The organism is Pseudomonadota bacterium (genome assembly GCA_016719885.1).
In the GTDB taxonomy this organism is placed as follows: domain Bacteria; phylum Pseudomonadota; class Gammaproteobacteria.
Window position 1 is genome coordinate 25,699 of sequence record JADJYF010000016.1, and the last position, 16,883, is coordinate 42,581.

Annotated in this window: 15 protein-coding genes and 1 tRNA gene; 8 read left to right on the forward strand and 8 right to left on the reverse strand. The window is 64.1% G+C overall.

From position 1 onward, the window contains the following. Positions 1–8 precede the first annotated feature (8 nt). Together obgE and IPM80_16945 are read left to right on the forward strand one after the other, a co-directional pair. Positions 9–1,094 carry a GTPase ObgE gene (obgE, locus tag IPM80_16940; protein MBK8960046.1) on the forward strand — a complete coding sequence of 362 codons (1,086 nt, stop codon included), beginning with the start codon at positions 9–11 and terminating at the stop codon, positions 1,092–1,094. After that, a complete protein-coding gene (locus IPM80_16945; protein ID MBK8960047.1) occupies positions 1,072–2,229 on the forward strand; it encodes a glutamate 5-kinase in 1,158 nt (385 codons plus the stop codon). Before obgE ends, IPM80_16945 begins: the two co-directional genes overlap by 23 nt. Before the next feature lie 53 nt (positions 2,230–2,282). Here the strand turns inward: IPM80_16945 and rpsT are convergent, their stop codons facing one another. After that, positions 2,283–2,546 (reverse strand): 30S ribosomal protein S20, encoded by a 264-nt coding sequence (gene rpsT / locus IPM80_16950; protein ID MBK8960048.1) that lies wholly within the window; start codon positions 2,544–2,546, stop codon positions 2,283–2,285. A gap of 150 nt (positions 2,547–2,696) precedes the next feature. Between rpsT and murJ the strand changes: the two genes are divergently transcribed. The 4 genes from murJ to ispH all read left to right on the forward strand — a co-directional run bounded on the left by murJ (position 2,697) and on the right by ispH (position 6,753). After that, complete coding sequence (gene murJ / locus IPM80_16955; GenBank protein MBK8960049.1) at positions 2,697–4,244, forward strand: murein biosynthesis integral membrane protein MurJ; 1,548 nt, start codon at positions 2,697–2,699, stop codon at positions 4,242–4,244. A gap of 49 nt (positions 4,245–4,293) precedes the next feature. Beyond that, a complete protein-coding gene (ribF, locus tag IPM80_16960) occupies positions 4,294–5,229 on the forward strand; it encodes a bifunctional riboflavin kinase/FAD synthetase (protein MBK8960050.1) in 936 nt (311 codons plus the stop codon). Then, positions 5,135–5,713, forward strand: coding sequence for a lipoprotein signal peptidase (locus IPM80_16965; protein ID MBK8960051.1), 579 nt, complete (start codon positions 5,135–5,137; stop codon positions 5,711–5,713). Before ribF ends, IPM80_16965 begins: the two co-directional genes overlap by 95 nt. 77 nt (positions 5,714–5,790) lie before the next feature. Then, the gene (gene ispH / locus IPM80_16970; GenBank protein MBK8960052.1) at positions 5,791–6,753 is read left to right on the forward strand and encodes a 4-hydroxy-3-methylbut-2-enyl diphosphate reductase; all 963 of its coding nucleotides are present in this window, start codon (positions 5,791–5,793) and stop codon (positions 6,751–6,753) included. Between the two features lie 64 nt (positions 6,754–6,817). On the opposite strand, the gene IPM80_16975 is transcribed toward ispH, so the two are convergent. Genes IPM80_16975 through IPM80_17005 form a run of 7 tightly spaced genes read right to left on the reverse strand, consistent with a single transcriptional unit; the run spans position 6,818 to position 15,954 of the window. After that, positions 6,818–7,309 carry a DUF4124 domain-containing protein gene (locus tag IPM80_16975; protein MBK8960053.1) on the reverse strand — a complete coding sequence of 164 codons (492 nt, stop codon included), beginning with the start codon at positions 7,307–7,309 and terminating at the stop codon, positions 6,818–6,820. Then, positions 7,309–7,770, reverse strand: coding sequence for a type IV pilin protein (locus tag IPM80_16980; GenBank protein ID MBK8960054.1), 462 nt, complete (start codon positions 7,768–7,770; stop codon positions 7,309–7,311). The genes IPM80_16975 and IPM80_16980 overlap by 1 nt, the downstream gene beginning before the upstream one ends. Positions 7,771–7,796: 26 nt before the next feature. Next, positions 7,797–13,061, reverse strand: a complete 5,265-nt coding sequence (locus IPM80_16985; GenBank protein MBK8960055.1) for a hypothetical protein — start codon at positions 13,059–13,061, stop codon at positions 7,797–7,799. A gap of 30 nt (positions 13,062–13,091) precedes the next feature. Beyond that, positions 13,092–13,721, reverse strand: a complete 630-nt coding sequence (locus tag IPM80_16990) for a hypothetical protein (GenBank protein ID MBK8960056.1) — start codon at positions 13,719–13,721, stop codon at positions 13,092–13,094. 3 nt (positions 13,722–13,724) lie between these two features. Then, the gene (locus tag IPM80_16995; protein ID MBK8960057.1) at positions 13,725–14,729 is read right to left on the reverse strand and encodes a PilW family protein; all 1,005 of its coding nucleotides are present in this window, start codon (positions 14,727–14,729) and stop codon (positions 13,725–13,727) included. A gap of 23 nt (positions 14,730–14,752) precedes the next feature. Next, complete coding sequence (pilV, locus tag IPM80_17000) at positions 14,753–15,337, reverse strand: type IV pilus modification protein PilV (protein ID MBK8960058.1); 585 nt, start codon at positions 15,335–15,337, stop codon at positions 14,753–14,755. Then, complete coding sequence (locus IPM80_17005) at positions 15,328–15,954, reverse strand: GspH/FimT family pseudopilin (protein ID MBK8960059.1); 627 nt, start codon at positions 15,952–15,954, stop codon at positions 15,328–15,330. Before IPM80_17005 ends, pilV begins: the two co-directional genes overlap by 10 nt. Before the next feature lie 224 nt (positions 15,955–16,178). On the opposite strand from IPM80_17005, the gene IPM80_17010 reads away from it, so the two are divergent. Together IPM80_17010 and IPM80_17015 are read left to right on the forward strand one after the other, a co-directional pair. Continuing rightward, positions 16,179–16,610, forward strand: coding sequence for a transcriptional repressor (locus IPM80_17010; protein ID MBK8960060.1), 432 nt, complete (start codon positions 16,179–16,181; stop codon positions 16,608–16,610). A gap of 128 nt (positions 16,611–16,738) precedes the next feature. Further along, positions 16,739–16,814 (forward strand) — tRNA-Thr (locus IPM80_17015). Positions 16,815–16,883 lie beyond the last annotated feature (69 nt).

Below are 16,883 nucleotides of genomic sequence, written 5' to 3' on the forward strand. Positions count from 1 at the left end.
CTCCTCCCATGAAATTCGTCGACGAAGCATTGATCACCGTCCAGGCCGGCAACGGCGGTGACGGCTGCCTGAGTTTTCGCCGTGAGAAATTCATTCCGCGCGGTGGCCCCGACGGTGGCGACGGCGGCGATGGCGGCAGCGTCTACCTGGAAGTCGATTCGGGCTTGAACACGCTGGTCGATTTCCGCTTCAAGCGCCTGTTTCGCGCCGCCCACGGCCAAGCCGGACAAGGTTCGGATCGCATTGGCAAGAGCGCCGACGACCTCGTCGTGCGAGTGCCCGAGGGCACCCTGGTCTACGACGCCGATACCGAAGAATTGATCGGCGACCTGATCGGTCACGGCACGCGGCTGCTGGTGGCGCAGGGCGGCTTTCACGGCCTCGGCAACGCGCGCTTCAAGAGCAGCGTCAATCGCGCGCCACGGCGTACCACGCCGGGCACGCCGGGTGAAGAGCGCAACCTGCGCCTGGAGTTGAAACTGCTGGCCGACGTCGGCCTGCTGGGCCTGCCCAATGCCGGCAAGTCGACCTTGATCCGGGCGGTGTCGGCCGCGCGCCCCAAGGTTGCGGACTACCCGTTCACGACGCTGGTGCCCAATCTCGGCGTGGTGCGCCTCGGCCTCGAACAGAGTTTCGTGATTGCCGACATTCCCGGCATCATCGAAGGCGCCGCCGAGGGCGCGGGCCTGGGCCTGCGCTTCCTGAAGCATCTCGAACGCACGCGCCTGCTGCTGCACCTGCTCGACATTTCGGGCTTCGACCCGGAGCGCGACCCGCTGGTCGATTTCGAAACCATCTCGGCCGAGCTCGAAGCCTTCGACGAAGAACTCGCCACGCGACCGCGCTGGGTGGTGCTGAACAAGATGGACGTGGTCGATGACGCCATCGCCGACGAAGTAGAAGCGCGTCTGCGCGAGCATGGCTGGGACGGCCCGGTGCATCGCATTTCGGCTGCCACCGGGCTTGGTTGCGACGAGTTGATGTGGGCCATCTTCCACTGGCTGGGCACACGCCCGGACGAGGACGACGACCTCGAGGATTTTGACCAGCAGTACGACGAGGATGACGAGCATGACGCAGGCGCCGATGACTGACGCGCAGGCATTGCGCGACAGCGTGGCAGAGGGTCGCCGCTGGGTGGTGAAAATCGGCAGCGCGCTGGCCACCAACCAGGGCGTGGGCCTCAACCTGCCGGCCATCGAAGGCTGGGCCGAGCAGATGGTCGAACTGCAGAATGCCGGCCGCCAGGTGGTGGTCGTGACCTCGGGCGCGGTGGCCGAGGGCGCCGCGCGGCTCGGTTGGAAGCAGCGGCCGAGCGCCTTGCCGCAACTCCAGGCGGCGGCTGCCATCGGCCAGATGGGACTGGTGCGTGGCTGGGACCAGGCCTACGAGAAATTCGGCAAGCGTGCCGCCCAGGTGCTGCTCACCCACGATGACCTGTCCGATCGCCAGCGCTATCTCAATTCACGCAGCACGCTGTGGACCCTGCTCGAACTGGGCGTGTTTCCCGTCATCAACGAAAACGACACGGTGGCAACCGAGGAAATCAGCCTCGGTGACAATGACACCCTGGCGGGCCTGGTCAGCAATTTGATCGAGGCCGACGTGCTGGTCATCCTCACTGACCAAGCCGGCATCATGACGGCCGACCCGCGCAGCGATCCGACCGCGCGTCTCATCGAGCACGCGCCGGCCAATTCGCCGGAGCTCGAAGCGGTGGCCGGCGGTGGTGGCGCCTGGGGACGCGGCGGCATGCGCACCAAGCTGCGCGCCGGGCGTCTCGCCGCGCGTTCCGCCACCACCACCATCATCGCCTCCGGCCACGCGCCGAACGTACTGCGTGACATCGCCGCCGGCCGCCCGGTGGGTACGCTGCTTTACTCCAAGGACGAAAAGGTCAGCGCGCGCAAGCAATGGCTGGGCGGCACCATCCGTGCCCGCGGCAGCTTGCGCCTCGACAGCGGCGCGTGCCGCGCCCTGCTCGAACAAGGCAAGAGCCTGCTGGCGGTGGGCGTGACCAACGTCAACGGCGAGTTTTCGCGCGGGGAACTGGTGGTGCTGGAAGACCAGGGCGGGGTCGAAGTCGGGCGCGGCCTGGTCAACTACTCATCCGGCGAATGTCGCCAGATTGCCGGCTTGCCGTCCGATCAAATCGAAGCGGTGCTGGGTTTCTGTCGCGAAGCGGAATTGATCCACCGCGACAACCTGCTGGCCGACAGCCGCGCCTGACACAAAAAAGCCGGCACTGGGCCGGCTTTCGTGCGCAAGGGCGGAAGGACCTGTCAGGCCATTGCCTTGATGCGTGCATTCAGTCGCGACTTGTGGCGGGCAGCCTTGTGCTTGTGAATGATGTCGGTGCCGGCCATGCGGTCGATGGTCGGCACGGCTTTGCCATAGGCTGCCAGGGCGGCGGCCTTGTCACCCGACTCGATGGCCTTGATGACTTGCTTGATACGGGTACGCAGCAGGGAACGGCGGCTGGCGTTGTGCTGGCGACGCTTCTCGGACTGACGTGCGCGCTTGCGCGCTTGAGCGGAATTTGCCAAGGGACCTGATCTCCGTGCGGCTGGGCTTGAGAGCGCGGCACTATGCTGTCTCGAGCCGGGATTGTCAATCCTGCTGCGCCGCGTCCAATGCTCCGCGAGTGCGTATAATCCCGCGCTCCTGGCCCGCGGCCGCCACTTCAGGAACCCGCTCTGAGCTCCAATCTGCTGCGTTCGACCGCGCTCGTCGGTCAGATGACGTTGGTCTCGCGGATCCTGGGGTTCGTGCGCGACGTCATCGTGGCGCGCGTGTTCGGCGCCGGCATGGCCGCCGACGCCTTCTTCGTCGCCTTCAAGATCCCCAACCTGTTCCGCCGCCTGTTCGCCGAGGGCGCGTTTTCGCAAGCCTTCGTGCCGGTGCTGAGCGAGTGCCGGGAGAAGGAAGGCGAGCAGGCCGTCCGTCAGCTGGTGGATGCCGCCGCCGGCACCCTGGCAGCGGTGGTGTTGGGCGTGGTGACCTTGGGCGTGATTGCCGCCCCGGTGTTCGTGCTGCTGTTTGCGCCGGGCTTCGTGCACGAGACCGACAAGCTCGAACTGTCGGCGAGCCTGTTGCGTGTCACCTTTCCCTACCTGTTGTTCATTTCCCTGAGCGGCCTGGCCGGCTCGGTCTCCAACATCTACGGGCGTTTCGGCATTCCGGCGCTGAGCCCGGTGATGCTCAACATCACGCTCATCATCGGCGCGGTGTGGCTGGCGCCGCACCTTGAGCAGCCGGTGATGGGGCTGGCCATCGGCGTCATCGCCGGCGGCGTCACGCAACTGGCCATGCAGTACGCGGGGCTGTGGCGCCTGGGCTTCCGGCCGCGTCCCGTAATCGCGTTCGCCGACGCCGGCGTGCGCAAGATCCTGCGGCTCATGGGGCCGGCGATATTCGGCGTATCGGTTGCCCAGATCAACATGATGCTGGACACCATCCTCGCGTCTTTTCTGCAGACCGGCAGCATCTCCTGGCTCTACTACGCCGATCGCCTGTGTGAATTTCCGTTGGGGGTATTCGGGCTTGCCTTGAGCACCGTCATCCTGCCGGCCTTATCCAAGCGCCATGCCACCGGCAGTGCCGAGGATTTCGCCGACACCCTCGACTGGGGACTGCGCTGGGTGTTCCTGATCGGCGTGCCGTCGGCCATGGCGCTGGCGGTGCTGGCCGTGCCACTGCTCAGCACCCTGTTCCAATACGGGGAAATGGACGTGCGCGACGTCAACATGTCGGCCCAGGCACTGGTGGCCCTTGCCTTCGGTCTGTTGCCCTTCATCCTGGTCAAGGTGCTGGCGCCGGCTTTCTATGCCCGCCAGGACACGCGTACGCCGGTGCGTATCGGCATCATCGCGATGATCTCATCGAGTGTCATGAACGTAATACTGGTTTTTCCGCTTGCTCATGGAGGCCTGGCGCTGGCGACCTCGCTGGGTGCCTGCATCAATTCGTGGATGCTTTATTCGACCCTGCGGCGCGACGGGGTGTACCACGCCGGGCCCGCATGGCGCGGGTTCCTGCTGCGCGTGGCGTTCGCGAGTGTCGCCATGTCCGCGGTGTTGTGGCTCATCGTCACGCCATTCGATCAATGGCATGCCTGGAGCATGGTCGAGCGCGCCACGCGGCTCGGCGTCGCGGTGCTGGCCGGCGCGGTGGTGTACTTCGCGTGCCTGTGGCTCGGCGGATTGCGTTTCCGTGATATGGCAGCGCGGGAGCACGTCGTATAATGCGACCTTCGCAACCGCCGTTCCCACGCCAGGTCTCAGCCCGTCGCCCATGCAACTGATCCGCGGCATCCACAACATCCGGCCCGAGCATTACGGCTGCGTGGCGACCATCGGCAATTTCGATGGTGTGCATCTCGGCCATGGCGAGATCATCAAGCGCCTGAAGCGACTCGGCGCGGCGCGCGGCGTGCCGACCATGGTGGTGTTGTTCGAGCCGCAGCCGGCCGAGTTCTTTGATCGCGGCCGCGTGCCGGCCCGCCTCACGCGCCTGCGCGAGAAGTACCACCTGCTGGCGGCGCGCGGCGTCGATCGGCTGCTGGTGCTGCATTTCACGCGCGATCTGGCATCGATGCCGCCGGAGCGATTCGTCGGCGAGCTGCTGGTCGGCAAGCTCGGAATCCAGGCGCTCATCATCGGTGACGATTTCCGTTTCGGCAGCGGCCGGGGCGGGGATTTCGCCCTGCTGCAGGATCTTGCCGACCGTCACCACTTCACCATGGAACAGACGGTGCCGTTCCTGTTCATCGGCAAGCGCATCAGCAGCACCTACGTGCGCGACCTGCTGCGCCAGGGCTATTACCACGAAGCGACGCGCATGCTCGGTCATCCCTACATCATCGAGGGCCGCGTGGTGCACGGACACAAGCGCGGTCGCGAATGGGGGTTTCCGACCATCAATCTCGATCTGCATCGGCGCAAGAGCCCCATCACCGGCATCTTCGCCGTGAAAGTGCACGGCCTCGCCGTCGAGCCCTTGCCGGGCGTCGGCTATGTCGGCTCACGACCGACCATCGACGACCCGCGCTTCGTGCTCGAAGTGCATATCTTCGATTACAACCAGGAGTGCTACGGCAAGTACGTGGGCATCGAATTCATCGACAAGATTCGCGATGACATCAAGTTCGATTCGTTTGCCGCGATGGCGGAGCAAATCGGGCGTGATTGCGAATCGGCGCGCGGGATCCTGGCCGTTGCAAACGGATAAGCCGGCGCTCGCGCCGTGGTTGGCGGTGGCACTCGGCGTGTGCGGTCTCGACCAGGCGACCAAGTTCGCCGCCAGCGCCGGCCTCGAATACGGCGTCCCTCACCCGCTGCTGCCGAGCTTCAATCTCACGCTTTTGCACAACACCGGCGCGGCATTCAGCATGCTGCACGATGCCGCCGGCTGGCAGCGCTGGTTCTTCTCGGCCATAGCGCTGGTGGTGGCCGTCGGTCTCGGTTGGTGGCTGACGCGCATGGACCGCTCCGATCGCTTCGAAGTGTGCGCCCTGGTCCTGATCCTGGGCGGCGCGGTGGGCAACCTGGTCGACCGCGTGCGGCTCGGCTACGTGGTGGACTTCATCCAGCTCTACTATCAGCAGTACTCCTTTCCGGCCTTCAATATCGCCGATTCCGCAATTTCCGTGGGGGCATTCATGCTGTTGTTGCGCAGCGCCGGCATGGGGCCGCGCGCGCCGCTGCGCGGCTGAACCACACGGCGTTCGGCCATCCCACGACCCGCGGGTATAATGCCGCGCATCCATAGCTCCTCAAGGTCTGCCGACTCATGCAAATCCATCTGGCCAATCCGCGCGGTTTTTGCGCAGGTGTCGACCGCGCCATCGGCATCGTCGAGCGTGCGCTCGAATTGTTTGGCGCGCCGGTCTACGTGCGTCATGAAGTGGTGCACAACAAGTACGTGGTCGACGGTCTGCGCACCAAGGGGGCGATCTTCGTCGACGAATTGAACGAAGTGCCCGACGACGCAACTGTCATCTTCAGCGCCCATGGCGTGGCCAAGGCGGTGCGCGAGGAAGCCGCGCGTCGCAAGCTGCGGGTCTTCGACGCCATCTGCCCGCTGGTCACCAAGGTGCACATGGAAGTCGGCCACTACCAGGGCGAAGGACGCGAATGCATCCTGATTGGTCATGCCGGCCACCCCGAGGTGGAAGGTACGCTGGGCCAGTATCGCCATGGCGATGACGGCCGTGGCGGCATGTACCTGGTCGAATCGGTCGACGATGTGCGGCGCATGCAGGTCAAGGACCCCGACTTCCTGGCCTTCGTCACCCAGACCACCCTGTCGATGGACGACACCGCAGAGATCATCGAGGCGCTGCGCAAGCGTTTTCCGAAAATCGTCGGACCCAAGAAGGAAGACATCTGCTACGCGACGCAGAACCGCCAGGACGCCGTCAAGCGCATGGTGCAGAACTGCGATCTGATCCTGGTGGTCGGTTCGCAGACGAGTTCCAATTCCACGCGCCTGAAGGAGATCGCCGAGAAGCAGGGCATCTCGGCCTATCTCATCGACAGCGCCGATGAGATCCAGACCGCGTGGTTGAACGGCAAGAAGAGCGTGGGCGTGACCGCCGGCGCGTCGGCGCCCGAGGTGTTGGTGGAGCAGGTGGTGAAGACCCTGCGCGACCGCGGCGGCATCTCGGTCAGCGAGATCCCCGGCATCAAGGAGCAAGTGGTGTTCAGCTTGCCGCGCGAACTCGCCAAGGCGGAGGACGTCGGCGCCGAATAGGCGCTGCCTGCACTGGCGTCCGGGCGCGGCCTCGTGCGGTGCCCGGCATCGCCCCTTTCAAATACTAAGGCGCTGGCGCCTCGGTCGCGTCACCCGCGCAATTTTCCGCGATCTTGGCCTGCGCGTCGGTGATGTGCTTTTCCAGGTCTTCCGGCGTGAAATACGCGCGCTCACCCTGGTCATTGGTGTATTGCAGACGGTTGGAACGTGGTCCCTGCAGCTGCGCCAGGCGCTCACGCGCGGTTTCGCAATTCTTCTGCTTGGCTTCTTTCTGCTCGGGCGTCAGTTCCTTGGCTTTGCCCGCATCGCCGGTCGCGTTCGGCATGCCACCCGGCTGCGCGGGCGGCACGAATGGCGCCGGTCCGCCGGCCGGCGCGGTGGGCGGCTTGCTGTAGCGTGGCTTGATGACTTCGGACTTGGTGCCTTGCGGCGGCTTTTGCGAAAACACCACGCGACCGTTCTCATCGACCGATTTGTAGACTTCGGCCGTTGCGACGCTGGCGCTCACGGCCAATACCGTGAGCAGCGCGGCGCCGGCCAACACGCGCATCGTCATCACTTCGACCAGCAGATCGCGTCGCCGGTCTCGCTACCCTGCTCGCCCTTGGAGTCGAGCGACAGGTAGGTGCCGCAGGTGTCGTCGCTCCACGGGCTGACCGTCGTGATCTTCAGCAGGTAGCTGGTGGAGATATTGCCCGAGCCACCCGCCGCGATGGGATTGGTGAGCACGTAGTGGCTCTCGTCCGACTTGGGCGTGGTGGTGGCATAGCCGAGGTTGCGCGCGTCTGTCGCGTAGGAATTGTTGTCGAAGTAGTAGCGCTCCTGGCGCCCCGCGATCTCCATCAGGAAGGCTTTGCCCTCGGTGCGTTTGGCGCGATCGACATAGGCTTTGTAGGCCGGAAACGCGACGCCCGACAGAATGCCGACGATGACCACGACGATCATCAGTTCCATCAATGTGAAGCCGCGCTGGCGTTCGCTGAACGCCACGCCAGTCGTCGCATGCGGTTTGCTCATGGGATTCTCCGTGCTAGGCGCGGCCATTATTGAATGTTCCGGTATTCGCGCCAAGAGATCTCGCCATCGGTGATGCCGCCACGGTCCTTGACGTTGACCGCGCTCTGGTCGTCCACGCTGGTGTTGATGATGGCCGTGGCCATGCCGACGCCGGCGTTGACCGAGCCACTGATGCCGACATCGCCGTTGAGAGTCGCGGCATCGCCCGTGATCACGGGACCGAAATGGATGGCAGGTGCCGAGGCCATGCCGACACCGAGGTCGGTGTAGTCCGCGGATTCCTTGACGGTACCCGACGGGCAGGTACCGCCGCAGAACGCATCGCGCGTACCGATGTTGGCGTCCGGCAGGGCGGTGCCTGTATCGAAGCCCAGCACGAACAAGCGGCTGGTGCCTTCCGAAGTGCACTGGAGAATGCTGGGCGAGAACGCCGCGTTCAACACCAGGCCGCCGAACAGGGTCGAACGCACCGGACTGCGTTCGGACGGCGTGGTGCCGCCCGGCAGCAAGTAGTTGCGTTTCCAGCCGCCAGCGGCCAGCACGTCCGCCTGCAAGGCGGCGAAGGTCGTGTCGACGGCGCCATCGCCGTTCAGGTCGACGTCGCCATTGACGCGCACCCGCGCATTGGAGACGTTCTTGAGGCTGCTGATGGTGACGGCATTGGTCGAAGTGGCGAAGCCGGTGCCGGTCAGCGGGTTGGTATCGATCACGCCATACAGCGTCTGCTGCGTGGTGCTGGCCTTGTCGGCCGCCACCAGCGCGCGACCGGTGCCGGCGATCACCCAGGTACGCAGGCGGCTGTCGAGAGTCACCGACGGCTGGGCGAAGAACGGCTGGTTGGCGGCCAACAGCTTGAACGGCGTGCCCCAATCGGCCGGCGTTGCCTTCTCGCCGACGGCCAGGCGCCATAGTGAGCCGACGTTGCCGGTGGCGTTGCCGACCGTGCCGAAATAGATGGCCTCGCCCTTCATGTCGAGATCGAAGTCCGGCACCACCGGGTCACCGATGAAAGTGTTGTTCTCGTTGAGCTGCGCGAAGCCCGACGCGAACGGGCCGTCCGTGACGCGTGCGCCGTCGATGGTGCTCAGCGAGCCGCGACCGCTCGCGAGCTTGGTCAGGTCGTAGGCAAACAAGCGTGCCTGCTGCGTCGAGGCGCCGCTGCCGAGATCGGTCGGTCCAGAACCGAAAATCAGGTACCAGGAATTGGGCGACGAGACGTCCGACTCCGCGTCCGGTTCGATCGGATCGCCGATCGGCAACACGGTCGGCGCCGAGGTCGTCAGGTTGAGCGTATCGGGATTGAGTTCAGCCAACACCTTGGGCGGCACTTCGGGATTGGTGATGTCGAGCAGCACGTAGGCCGACTTGACGGTTTCCGCGCCATTGGTGGCGATGGCGCTGTCCGCATTGACGTCGATGGAAATCTTGGTGGCGTCGGAGCCGCCGCCGAGACGCATGCCCTGCACCAGCACCGTACCCCAGCCGCCGGGATGATCGGTGTCGTCGGCGAAGATCTTGGCGTCGAAGATGCGCGGCGTCTGATCCATGGTGAACACATGGTTGTAGTCGGTGCGCGCGCCCCACTGCAGGTGCGGCAGCAGGTTCTTGGGGATGTAGGCCCACAGCTCTGCGCCGAGCGGATGGGATACGGCGCCATTCTTGCTCAGCTTGAAGCGCCGGATCACCTTGCCGTCGGCGTCCTTGGTCGCATCGTCGAAGAAGCCAGCGTTGAACGCGTGGATCATGCCGTCGTTGGCACCGACATAGACCACCTGGCGGCGCTCGCGATAGTGATTGCGGAAGGTGCGATAGGACTGGTCCTGTGACAGACGGTCGTAGGCATCCACCGGCGCCGACACCGAAATCGGCGACGAATCGACGATGTCGCCGAGGCGCATGACCTCCGGTTCCCCGGACGGCATCTCCGCCACCCCCGCCTTGTTGTCGCCGTCGTAGTCCAGCGTGCGGTTGCGCATGCCGGTGGTCTCCTTGCCGCGCACCCAGTTGATGAGTTTTTGCGCGGTCGCGAGATCGCTCTCGTCGAGCCAGCGCCAGCGGTTGGACGAGCCCAGCGTGCTGGCATCGAAGGACTTGGTTTCCGAGCCATCGGTCGCCACGATGTTGTCCAGGTTGCTGTCTATCCAGGTCAGGATATGGCGACCGTGATTGGCCTCGCTGCTCACCGCCACGTCGTAGTCGCGCTGGTTGACGATGGTGCTGGCGTTGAGATCCGACAGCTTCTCGCGTGCGTTCCACAGCGGTTCGAGCGTCTTCAGCTCGACCGGCGTCGGGTTGAAATCGGAGATCTTGAGCACGTCCTGCTCGCTGGACGAAAAGCGGCGCAGCATGGCGCGTTTCTCGTTCTTGTTGAAGAAGATCTCGATCACCGGATCGGTCTGGTAGCCATCGAGTACGCCGTCCTGGTCGCCGTCCTCACGCAGCAGGCCGAAGCTGTCGATGAACAGCGAATTGAGCGTGCCCACCCATTCCGCCTTGTTCTTTGCCGCTGTCGCATCCGCCTTGAACGGATCGTAGACCGCCTGGAACACCGCGCCCACGCCTTCCTGGTTATTGGCGACCACCGCCGCCGCGGAACCGGACGCCACGCGTTCGATGATGTTTTCGAACACCGTGGTCAAGGCCGCTTCCAGTGCGCCGGGGTTGGACACGAAGAAGTAGTTGTCCGGCAAGCCGTCGCCGCCCTCGACTTCGGTGCCATGACTGTCGCGTACGTCCCATTCCTTGTCGAGATTCGGCTTGTCATTGCCATCCTCGTCGGTGAAGCCGCCCCACTTGGCCGCGTACAGCAGCGGGTTCTCGAGAAGGTCGGCGGTCGTCGAATTGGAGACTGTGAACGTATAGGACTGCGCGCCACGCTGGCCGCCGGTTTCGGACAAGGCGCGGCAATTGGTGCAACCGAGCACGCCGGAGGCGTCGACGTAGTTGGCGCCGAGGATGCCGGAATAGGCGTGGAAGCCGTTCAGGGTCGTGCCGCTGATGATGAAGCCGAACAACTGGCCGTTGGCGGTCGACTGTGCGACGGCCTTGGTGGTGATGGTGACCGTGGCGGGCGCGACGTTGGTGTTGACCACGTAGTCCAGCGTGCCCCACATGTCCTGGTCGAAGTCGCCGCCTTCCTCGGAGTCTTCCCAGTTGATGTAGAACTTGCCGTGGAAGATGCCGGTACCGGATTTCTCCACCGGGAAGTTCACGCTCGGCACGCCGGTGGCGGTGTCGATGTCGGCGGTACCGTCGGGAGTGGTATTGGGCAGCCCAGCGCCGGCCCGGTCGGTCGGATCGACCTCGGTGTGTTTACGCACCACCTTGAAGTCGACCAGGGTACCGCCGCCGTTGTTGAAGATCAGGCGGTAGGCCGGCAATACGCGCACCTTCTTGGAGGTGCCGTCCGGGCCGATGGGGATTTCTATGGTCGGCACCGAGGTGGCCAGCGCCACGCCATAGGTGTTGATCTTCTGGTTGTTGGCCAGGTCGGAGCGCATGTCGTGGGTGTGCGCGTACCACGCCATGCCGGCCATGTGGTAGGAGCCGACACCGGTGGGCGCCTCGGGGCAGATGCCAAATACCGTGCCGAGATCGGAGACGGTCTTCTGCGTGCAGAACTCGTCGATGGTGGTGCCCGCACGGCCGGAGAAGTAGTTGTTGCCGGTGATGCCTTCGTCGTCGCCGATCAACTTGGTCTCCGCCGCCGGCGTGGTCGAGCCGAAGATGCTGCTGGTGGTCTGATCGTTGTCGTAGGTGCTGACGCTGGCGTTGAAGGCAATGATGTTCAAGGACGCGCAGGCGTTGTTGGCGTTCAAGGGATCGGTAGTCCAGGCGACGTCCGTCATGCCCGGGAAGGTGCCGGTATCGGACGGGTCGAAGGCCGAGGTCGGCGCGCGCGAGGTGCTGACCGCGAAATAGCGCAGGGTCTCGAGGTAAATCTCCGACATCGGGTTGCCCCATGACCGGCACTTGCCCTGGGTGATGGCGGCCTGCTGGAAGCCGCAGTCATCGGAGCCGCTGGCGGTTGCGCCAAAGTAGGTGCCGTCGCCGTAGCGGTAACCCCACATGCGCATGATGTTGAGGGTGTTGATGATGCCGCCGGTTGAAGGCGCGGCCTTGAAGGTGCCGTCGGTAGTGCTGTTGATCTCGTCGTTCATGTCGCCGACGGCCTTGCGCAGCGCACCGCCGGAAATGTTCTTGCTCCAACTGCCGGTCACCAGGCCGAACTTGATGAGGCCGGTTTCACCGTAGCGCTGCAAGAGGCCGGTCGGCTTGCGGTTGCCGCTCGGATAGGACTGGCAGTTCTCGCGGTTTTGCGACGCATCGAAGTAGGTCGAGTCGCACACCACCACGCGCACGATGCGTTCCGGGCTGCTGCCGGCGGTCAGCAGACGCAGGGAGTTCGGCGGGTCGCTGGATACCGAGTCCAGGCCCGACTGCGCGGAGTTGTTGCTGTTGGCGTTGTCGCCGTGTTCACTCTCCCAGGTGCACTGCCAGCGTTCGTTGGCGGCCCACAGCTGGCGATTGCCGAACACGATGCGCATGGTTGGCAGCGAGGTCGAATTCTGTGATACAGCGGTCGAGCCATCGTAGCTGGTATTGCAGATGGTGATGCCTTCGCCGGCGTCGTCGTAGCCGTTGTCGTTGCCACCGTTGCTCTTGTCCGTCATCTGGCTGTCGAACGGCGTGAGCTTGTCCAGATCCTCCAGGTTGTAATACTTGGTGAAGCTATGCGCGTCGGTCGGCAGGTGTGCACGTTCGAGCACCGTGCTGCTGGCGTCATCGGTGGAACGCATGCCGCCGTAGAGCAGCTTGCGCACGATGTCCATGCGCGTCATGGTCGCCCAGTTCAAAAAATTGCCGCTGAACTTGTCGTCCTGGTCGCCCACGCAGTAGTGCTTGTTGTCGCCGCTATCGGTGTGGCCGGTCGGCTGGAAGCGCTGGTTGGTGTCGCTGTACTCGTAGCACAGGCGCGAGTGGAAGTAACCGTAGTATTCGAAAGTGTCGTCGTAGGTGGTTTCCGTCACGCCATCGGCGTCGACGTCCGAAAAATCGTTATAGGCCTTGAAGAAATACTGGTGGTCGCGCGACATCGACAGCATCACCAGCGGCGTGATCTGGGCGACCGCCGAGATCGGGCTGGCCGCGTAGTTGGACATCAGCGCACCCGAGATCTGCGCGGCGCGCACGTCCAATGACAGCATCGCGGGCAGGAACGCCAGGCTCAGGAACAGGCCGTGTACCACGCGCGCAAGGCGGCCCGAAATCGTCTTCGTACTGTTGCTCATCATGAAGTCCTCGTTTCGACGGCTCGGCCGTCACCTCACCAGCGCACGGTATTCCGCGCCGGTAATGAGTTGTGCGTTGCCGGGGGCGGCGCCACGCGAGCGCAGATCCAGGAAGGTCAGGGCATTGCCGTTGCTGGCGCCGGCGCCGGTGGTGCCGGCACCGACCTGCGCGCTGCCGCCTTCCACCAGGCGCGTCTGCAGGTAGGTCACCCAGATGTTGGCGAACATGTCGTTGGTGTCCACCACGTTGTCGTTATTGAGATCGTGCTTGAAGCGGATGTCGGGGTCGCGCGTGAAAGTTGGCGGCCCCACGCCGTCGAGCGTGCCGTTCTCGTTGGTGTCGAAGTGCACGGCCCAGTCGACCGGAAACACGTCGGCTGGAATGTCGTATTCCTTTTGACCGACGCCGCCCAGCGAGGGCGGCCAGCCGCCGTTATACATGTGCTGGGACAGCACGTCGCCGATGGCGGTGCGTGCGCCCTCGGAATTCTGAAAGGCTCGGCGCAGCAGCACGGTGTTGGTGGTCATCTTGAGATCGACCGTGGTGGTGCGCATGGCGACCACCGCGATCATGGTCATGACCAGCAGCAGCACCAGCGTGATGACCAGCGCAATACCTTTCTGGGTGGCGCGACGCGGCGAACGACGGTGACTTTTCATCGCTTATCCTCGCGTGGTGTTACGGATCTGGACCGAGAAGTTGTACTGTTTGCGGCCGTAGTGGCGATCGGCGGCGACCGGCGTGTAATCGAAATTGCCGTAGAGCTTGAAGCTGCGGTTGTCGGTGTGGGTGACGTCGTACTCGGTGCCGCGCACGATGAGCGACACCTGCACATTGACGATGCGCGGCCAGTCGGCGGCGGCAATCGACGACGCCGCGTAGTACTGGATCTTCGGCACCGCCGCGTCGCTCAACTTGCCGAAGGTTGCCTGCAACTGCTCGACGCCGGACACCACGTCTTCCTGCACCAGCGAGGTGCCGCTCAACACCAGGCGCGTGAGGGTGGGCGTGGAGTCGTCCGCGGCGTCGCATACGCCGGCCGTACCGAGATCCTGGGACGCGCAATTGCGGATGAAATAGATCACCGTCATCACGTGCCAGTTGGCTTGGTAGATCGGCTCGGGAGTTTCGTAGATCGTGCTCGGCAGCGAAGTCAGGCTGCTGCCCTTGAACAACACGCCCTCGGCGCCGACGCGGGTGCGCAGGTAGACATCCCCCGCGACGATGGCGGCCGACGGAGTGCGGTCCGGCCCGGCGTAGCGAACGACAAGCACGTCGGTATTGGGTTTGTAGTCACCGGCAGGAATACAGCTCAGAGGTGAGCTGGCGGCGCCTTCCAGGGCGAAAAAGCCGACGTTGGACACGGCGATCGACTGCGTGCACAGCGTCGAGGCGATGGGCAGGGCGGCGAGCGTCGCGTCCTTGGTGATACGGTCCGGTTCCACACCGCCCCAGTGGTCACCCATGCGCAGGTGGTACTGGATCTGGTTGAGGGCGTAGCGCGCATTTTCGTCCAGCACGTTGGTGCTTTCCTGCAGGCGGTAGGCGAGCTTGTTGCTGGAGAAGATGCTGATGACACCGGACAACAGGATGAGGCCGACGGTGATGGACACCATCACCTCGACCAGTGTCATACCGGATTGGTGACCTAAACGCGTGTTGCTCATGATTGTGGTCCGTAGTCGTCGCATCATTCCGCACTGTCGATGACGGGTACGACCGTCATGACGAAACGCTGGGTGAATTTGTTGGCGTCGGACTTGCCCGACTTGCCGACGTCGTCGTCGCCCACGGTGCGCTCCTGCCACTGCACTTTGATCGCGTAGACGTCGCCGGTGTTGTCGCACGCCCAGGCGCCGGAGGCACCGTCATTGGGAGTGGCGTCGCGACACACCACGCCATCGCCGAGCGGCAGGGCGTCCTGGTTGGACTGCACCGGCGCGTTGTCCTGGTGGTAGTTCCAGGTCTTGAGGTCATAGGCGGCGCGCTCGATCGAGGTGCATTCCAGGGTCGCGCAATCGGGCGTCGTTGTGGTCGGAATCGAGGTGTCCTTGACGTTGTACAAGCCCTTTTGCACGGCGTAGGGGTTGGCACGCATGAGGTCGGCCATCGATTCCACCTGGCTGACCGCGATGGTGCGCAACTGCGAACCGTGGGTGAAGCGCATGCCGGCCACCTGCAGTCCGGCGATGCCCAACAGGCCGATGGAGAAGATCACCACGGCGATCAGGATTTCTACCAGGGTGAAGCCCTGCGCTCGACGCATCACGGACATGTGAAGGCGCTCCCGTTCGGTTGCTTGTCTATGGACGACACGCGTCCGGTGGTACTCACGGCAACGCCCTTGGCATAGGCGGCGCCACGGAAATCGCACAGCGTGAAAAAGCTCGTGGCACGGGGGCAGGTTTCGAGCGTGGCGATGTCGGCATTGGTGTTGCAGCGGACCGAGCCGTCGCCGACGAAGGCGATGATGTCCTTGACGCTGTCCGCCGGCGTCAGCACGTTGGTGCCGACGAATGCCGGCAGCACCGATACCACGCAGTCGGTGGTGGCGTCCTGCGCGCAATCGTCCACCCCGCTTCCGCCGCTATCGATGTCGCTGTCATTATTTCGGTCAATGAACAGGATCCAGCCCTTGCTCCACGGCTGGCCGCTGCTGTAGCCATCGCAGCTCGTGCCGTTGCTGGACAGGCACACCACCGCCCGCGCGTTGAGCTTGATGGCCTCGCTGCGGGCGTGGTTCAGGGTGGTGGAGAAGCTGTTGATCTGGGTGGTCAGGCGGCTGTTGTAGATGTAGGCCTGAATGCCGGGCACGCCGACCCCAAGCAACACTCCGAACACCGCGACCGTGATCATGAGCTCGATGATGTTGAAGCCGCTTTGTCTTTTCATGCCGGGAGTATCGTCACCGTGGAAGGGCTTTTCATCCCGTATCCGATGAACGTGGCAATTCGCACCGTGAGCGGCGACGCGCCGCCGCCAGGTGTGAAATGCCTCACAGGTGGCGTGCACGGACCTCAATCACGGCGGTGCGCGGCGTCGGCCGCCATCGTTTCTAAATGACAATTATTCTTGTTTGTTCTAGACAGGGTCTAAATGCCGGGTATACTGCCGCCATGTCTCAGAACCCCCTCATGCCGCCGATCGCCCGCGAGGACATCCCGGCCACGCTGCTCCGCTTCGGCATTTCGCCGACGCCGCAGCGTGTCGAGGTGGCGGCACTGGTGCTGGAACGCACCCAGCACCTGTCGGCCGACCAGGTGCTGGCGCGCCTGTCCGGCAGCGACGCATCGGTGTCCAAGGCCACGGTCTACAACACCCTTGGCCTGTTCGCCGAGCGCGAACTGGTGCGTGAAGTGATGGTCGATGCGACCAAGGTCTTCTACGACTCGAACACCTCGCCCCATCATCATTTTTTCAATATCGACGATGGCACCTTGCTGGACGTCGCCTCGGGCGAAGTGGTCATCGACCAGTTGCCCGCCGCGCCGGCCGGTACCCGCACCGACAGCGTCGACATCGTGATCCGCGTCCGCAATCAATCCTGAGGCAAAATTTGCCGATTCATCGCGTCGCCCGCATTGACGGCCGGGTGTTGCATTGCGATGATTGCGCCCCGTCCGCGACCCGGCCCAAGGCCGCGCGGATCAAGTGCCTCAAGGCACCTCGCTCCGCTGCCGGAGTAGCTCAGTTGGTAGAGCAGCGCATTCGTAATGCGAAGGTCGGGGGTTCGATTCCTCTTTCCGGCACCATCCCACCTTTCCAGACCATCCAGCGACGTCCGAGATTGCCGAAAAAATAGCAAGGGCGGCGTACTGCGC

What these genes read in the sequence shown, in the direction of transcription:
- IPM80_16990 (MBK8960056.1), bottom strand. Translation starts at nt 13,721, where the DNA reads ATGAAAAGTCACCGTCGTTCGCCGCGTCGCGCCACCCAGAAAGGTATT.
- IPM80_16965 (MBK8960051.1), top strand. Translation starts at nt 5,135, where the DNA reads ATGACATCAAGTTCGATTCGTTTGCCGCGATGGCGGAGCAAATCGGGC.
- IPM80_17005 (MBK8960059.1), bottom strand. Translation starts at nt 15,954, where the DNA reads ATGAAAAGACAAAGCGGCTTCAACATCATCGAGCTCATGATCACGGTC.
- IPM80_16945 (MBK8960047.1), top strand. Translation starts at nt 1,072, where the DNA reads ATGACGCAGGCGCCGATGACTGACGCGCAGGCATTGCGCGACAGCGTG.
- IPM80_16975 (MBK8960053.1), bottom strand. Translation starts at nt 7,309, where the DNA reads ATGACGATGCGCGTGTTGGCCGGCGCCGCGCTGCTCACGGTATTGGCC.
- IPM80_16995 (MBK8960057.1), bottom strand. Translation starts at nt 14,729, where the DNA reads ATGAGCAACACGCGTTTAGGTCACCAATCCGGTATGACACTGGTCGAG.
- IPM80_17010 (MBK8960060.1), top strand. Translation starts at nt 16,179, where the DNA reads ATGTCTCAGAACCCCCTCATGCCGCCGATCGCCCGCGAGGACATCCCG.
- obgE (MBK8960046.1), top strand. Translation starts at nt 9, where the DNA reads ATGAAATTCGTCGACGAAGCATTGATCACCGTCCAGGCCGGCAACGGC.
- IPM80_16980 (MBK8960054.1), bottom strand. Translation starts at nt 7,770, where the DNA reads ATGAGCAAACCGCATGCGACGACTGGCGTGGCGTTCAGCGAACGCCAG.
- pilV (MBK8960058.1), bottom strand. Translation starts at nt 15,337, where the DNA reads ATGTCCGTGATGCGTCGAGCGCAGGGCTTCACCCTGGTAGAAATCCTG.
- ribF (MBK8960050.1), top strand. Translation starts at nt 4,294, where the DNA reads ATGCAACTGATCCGCGGCATCCACAACATCCGGCCCGAGCATTACGGC.
- IPM80_16985 (MBK8960055.1), bottom strand. Translation starts at nt 13,061, where the DNA reads ATGAGCAACAGTACGAAGACGATTTCGGGCCGCCTTGCGCGCGTGGTA.
- ispH (MBK8960052.1), top strand. Translation starts at nt 5,791, where the DNA reads ATGCAAATCCATCTGGCCAATCCGCGCGGTTTTTGCGCAGGTGTCGAC.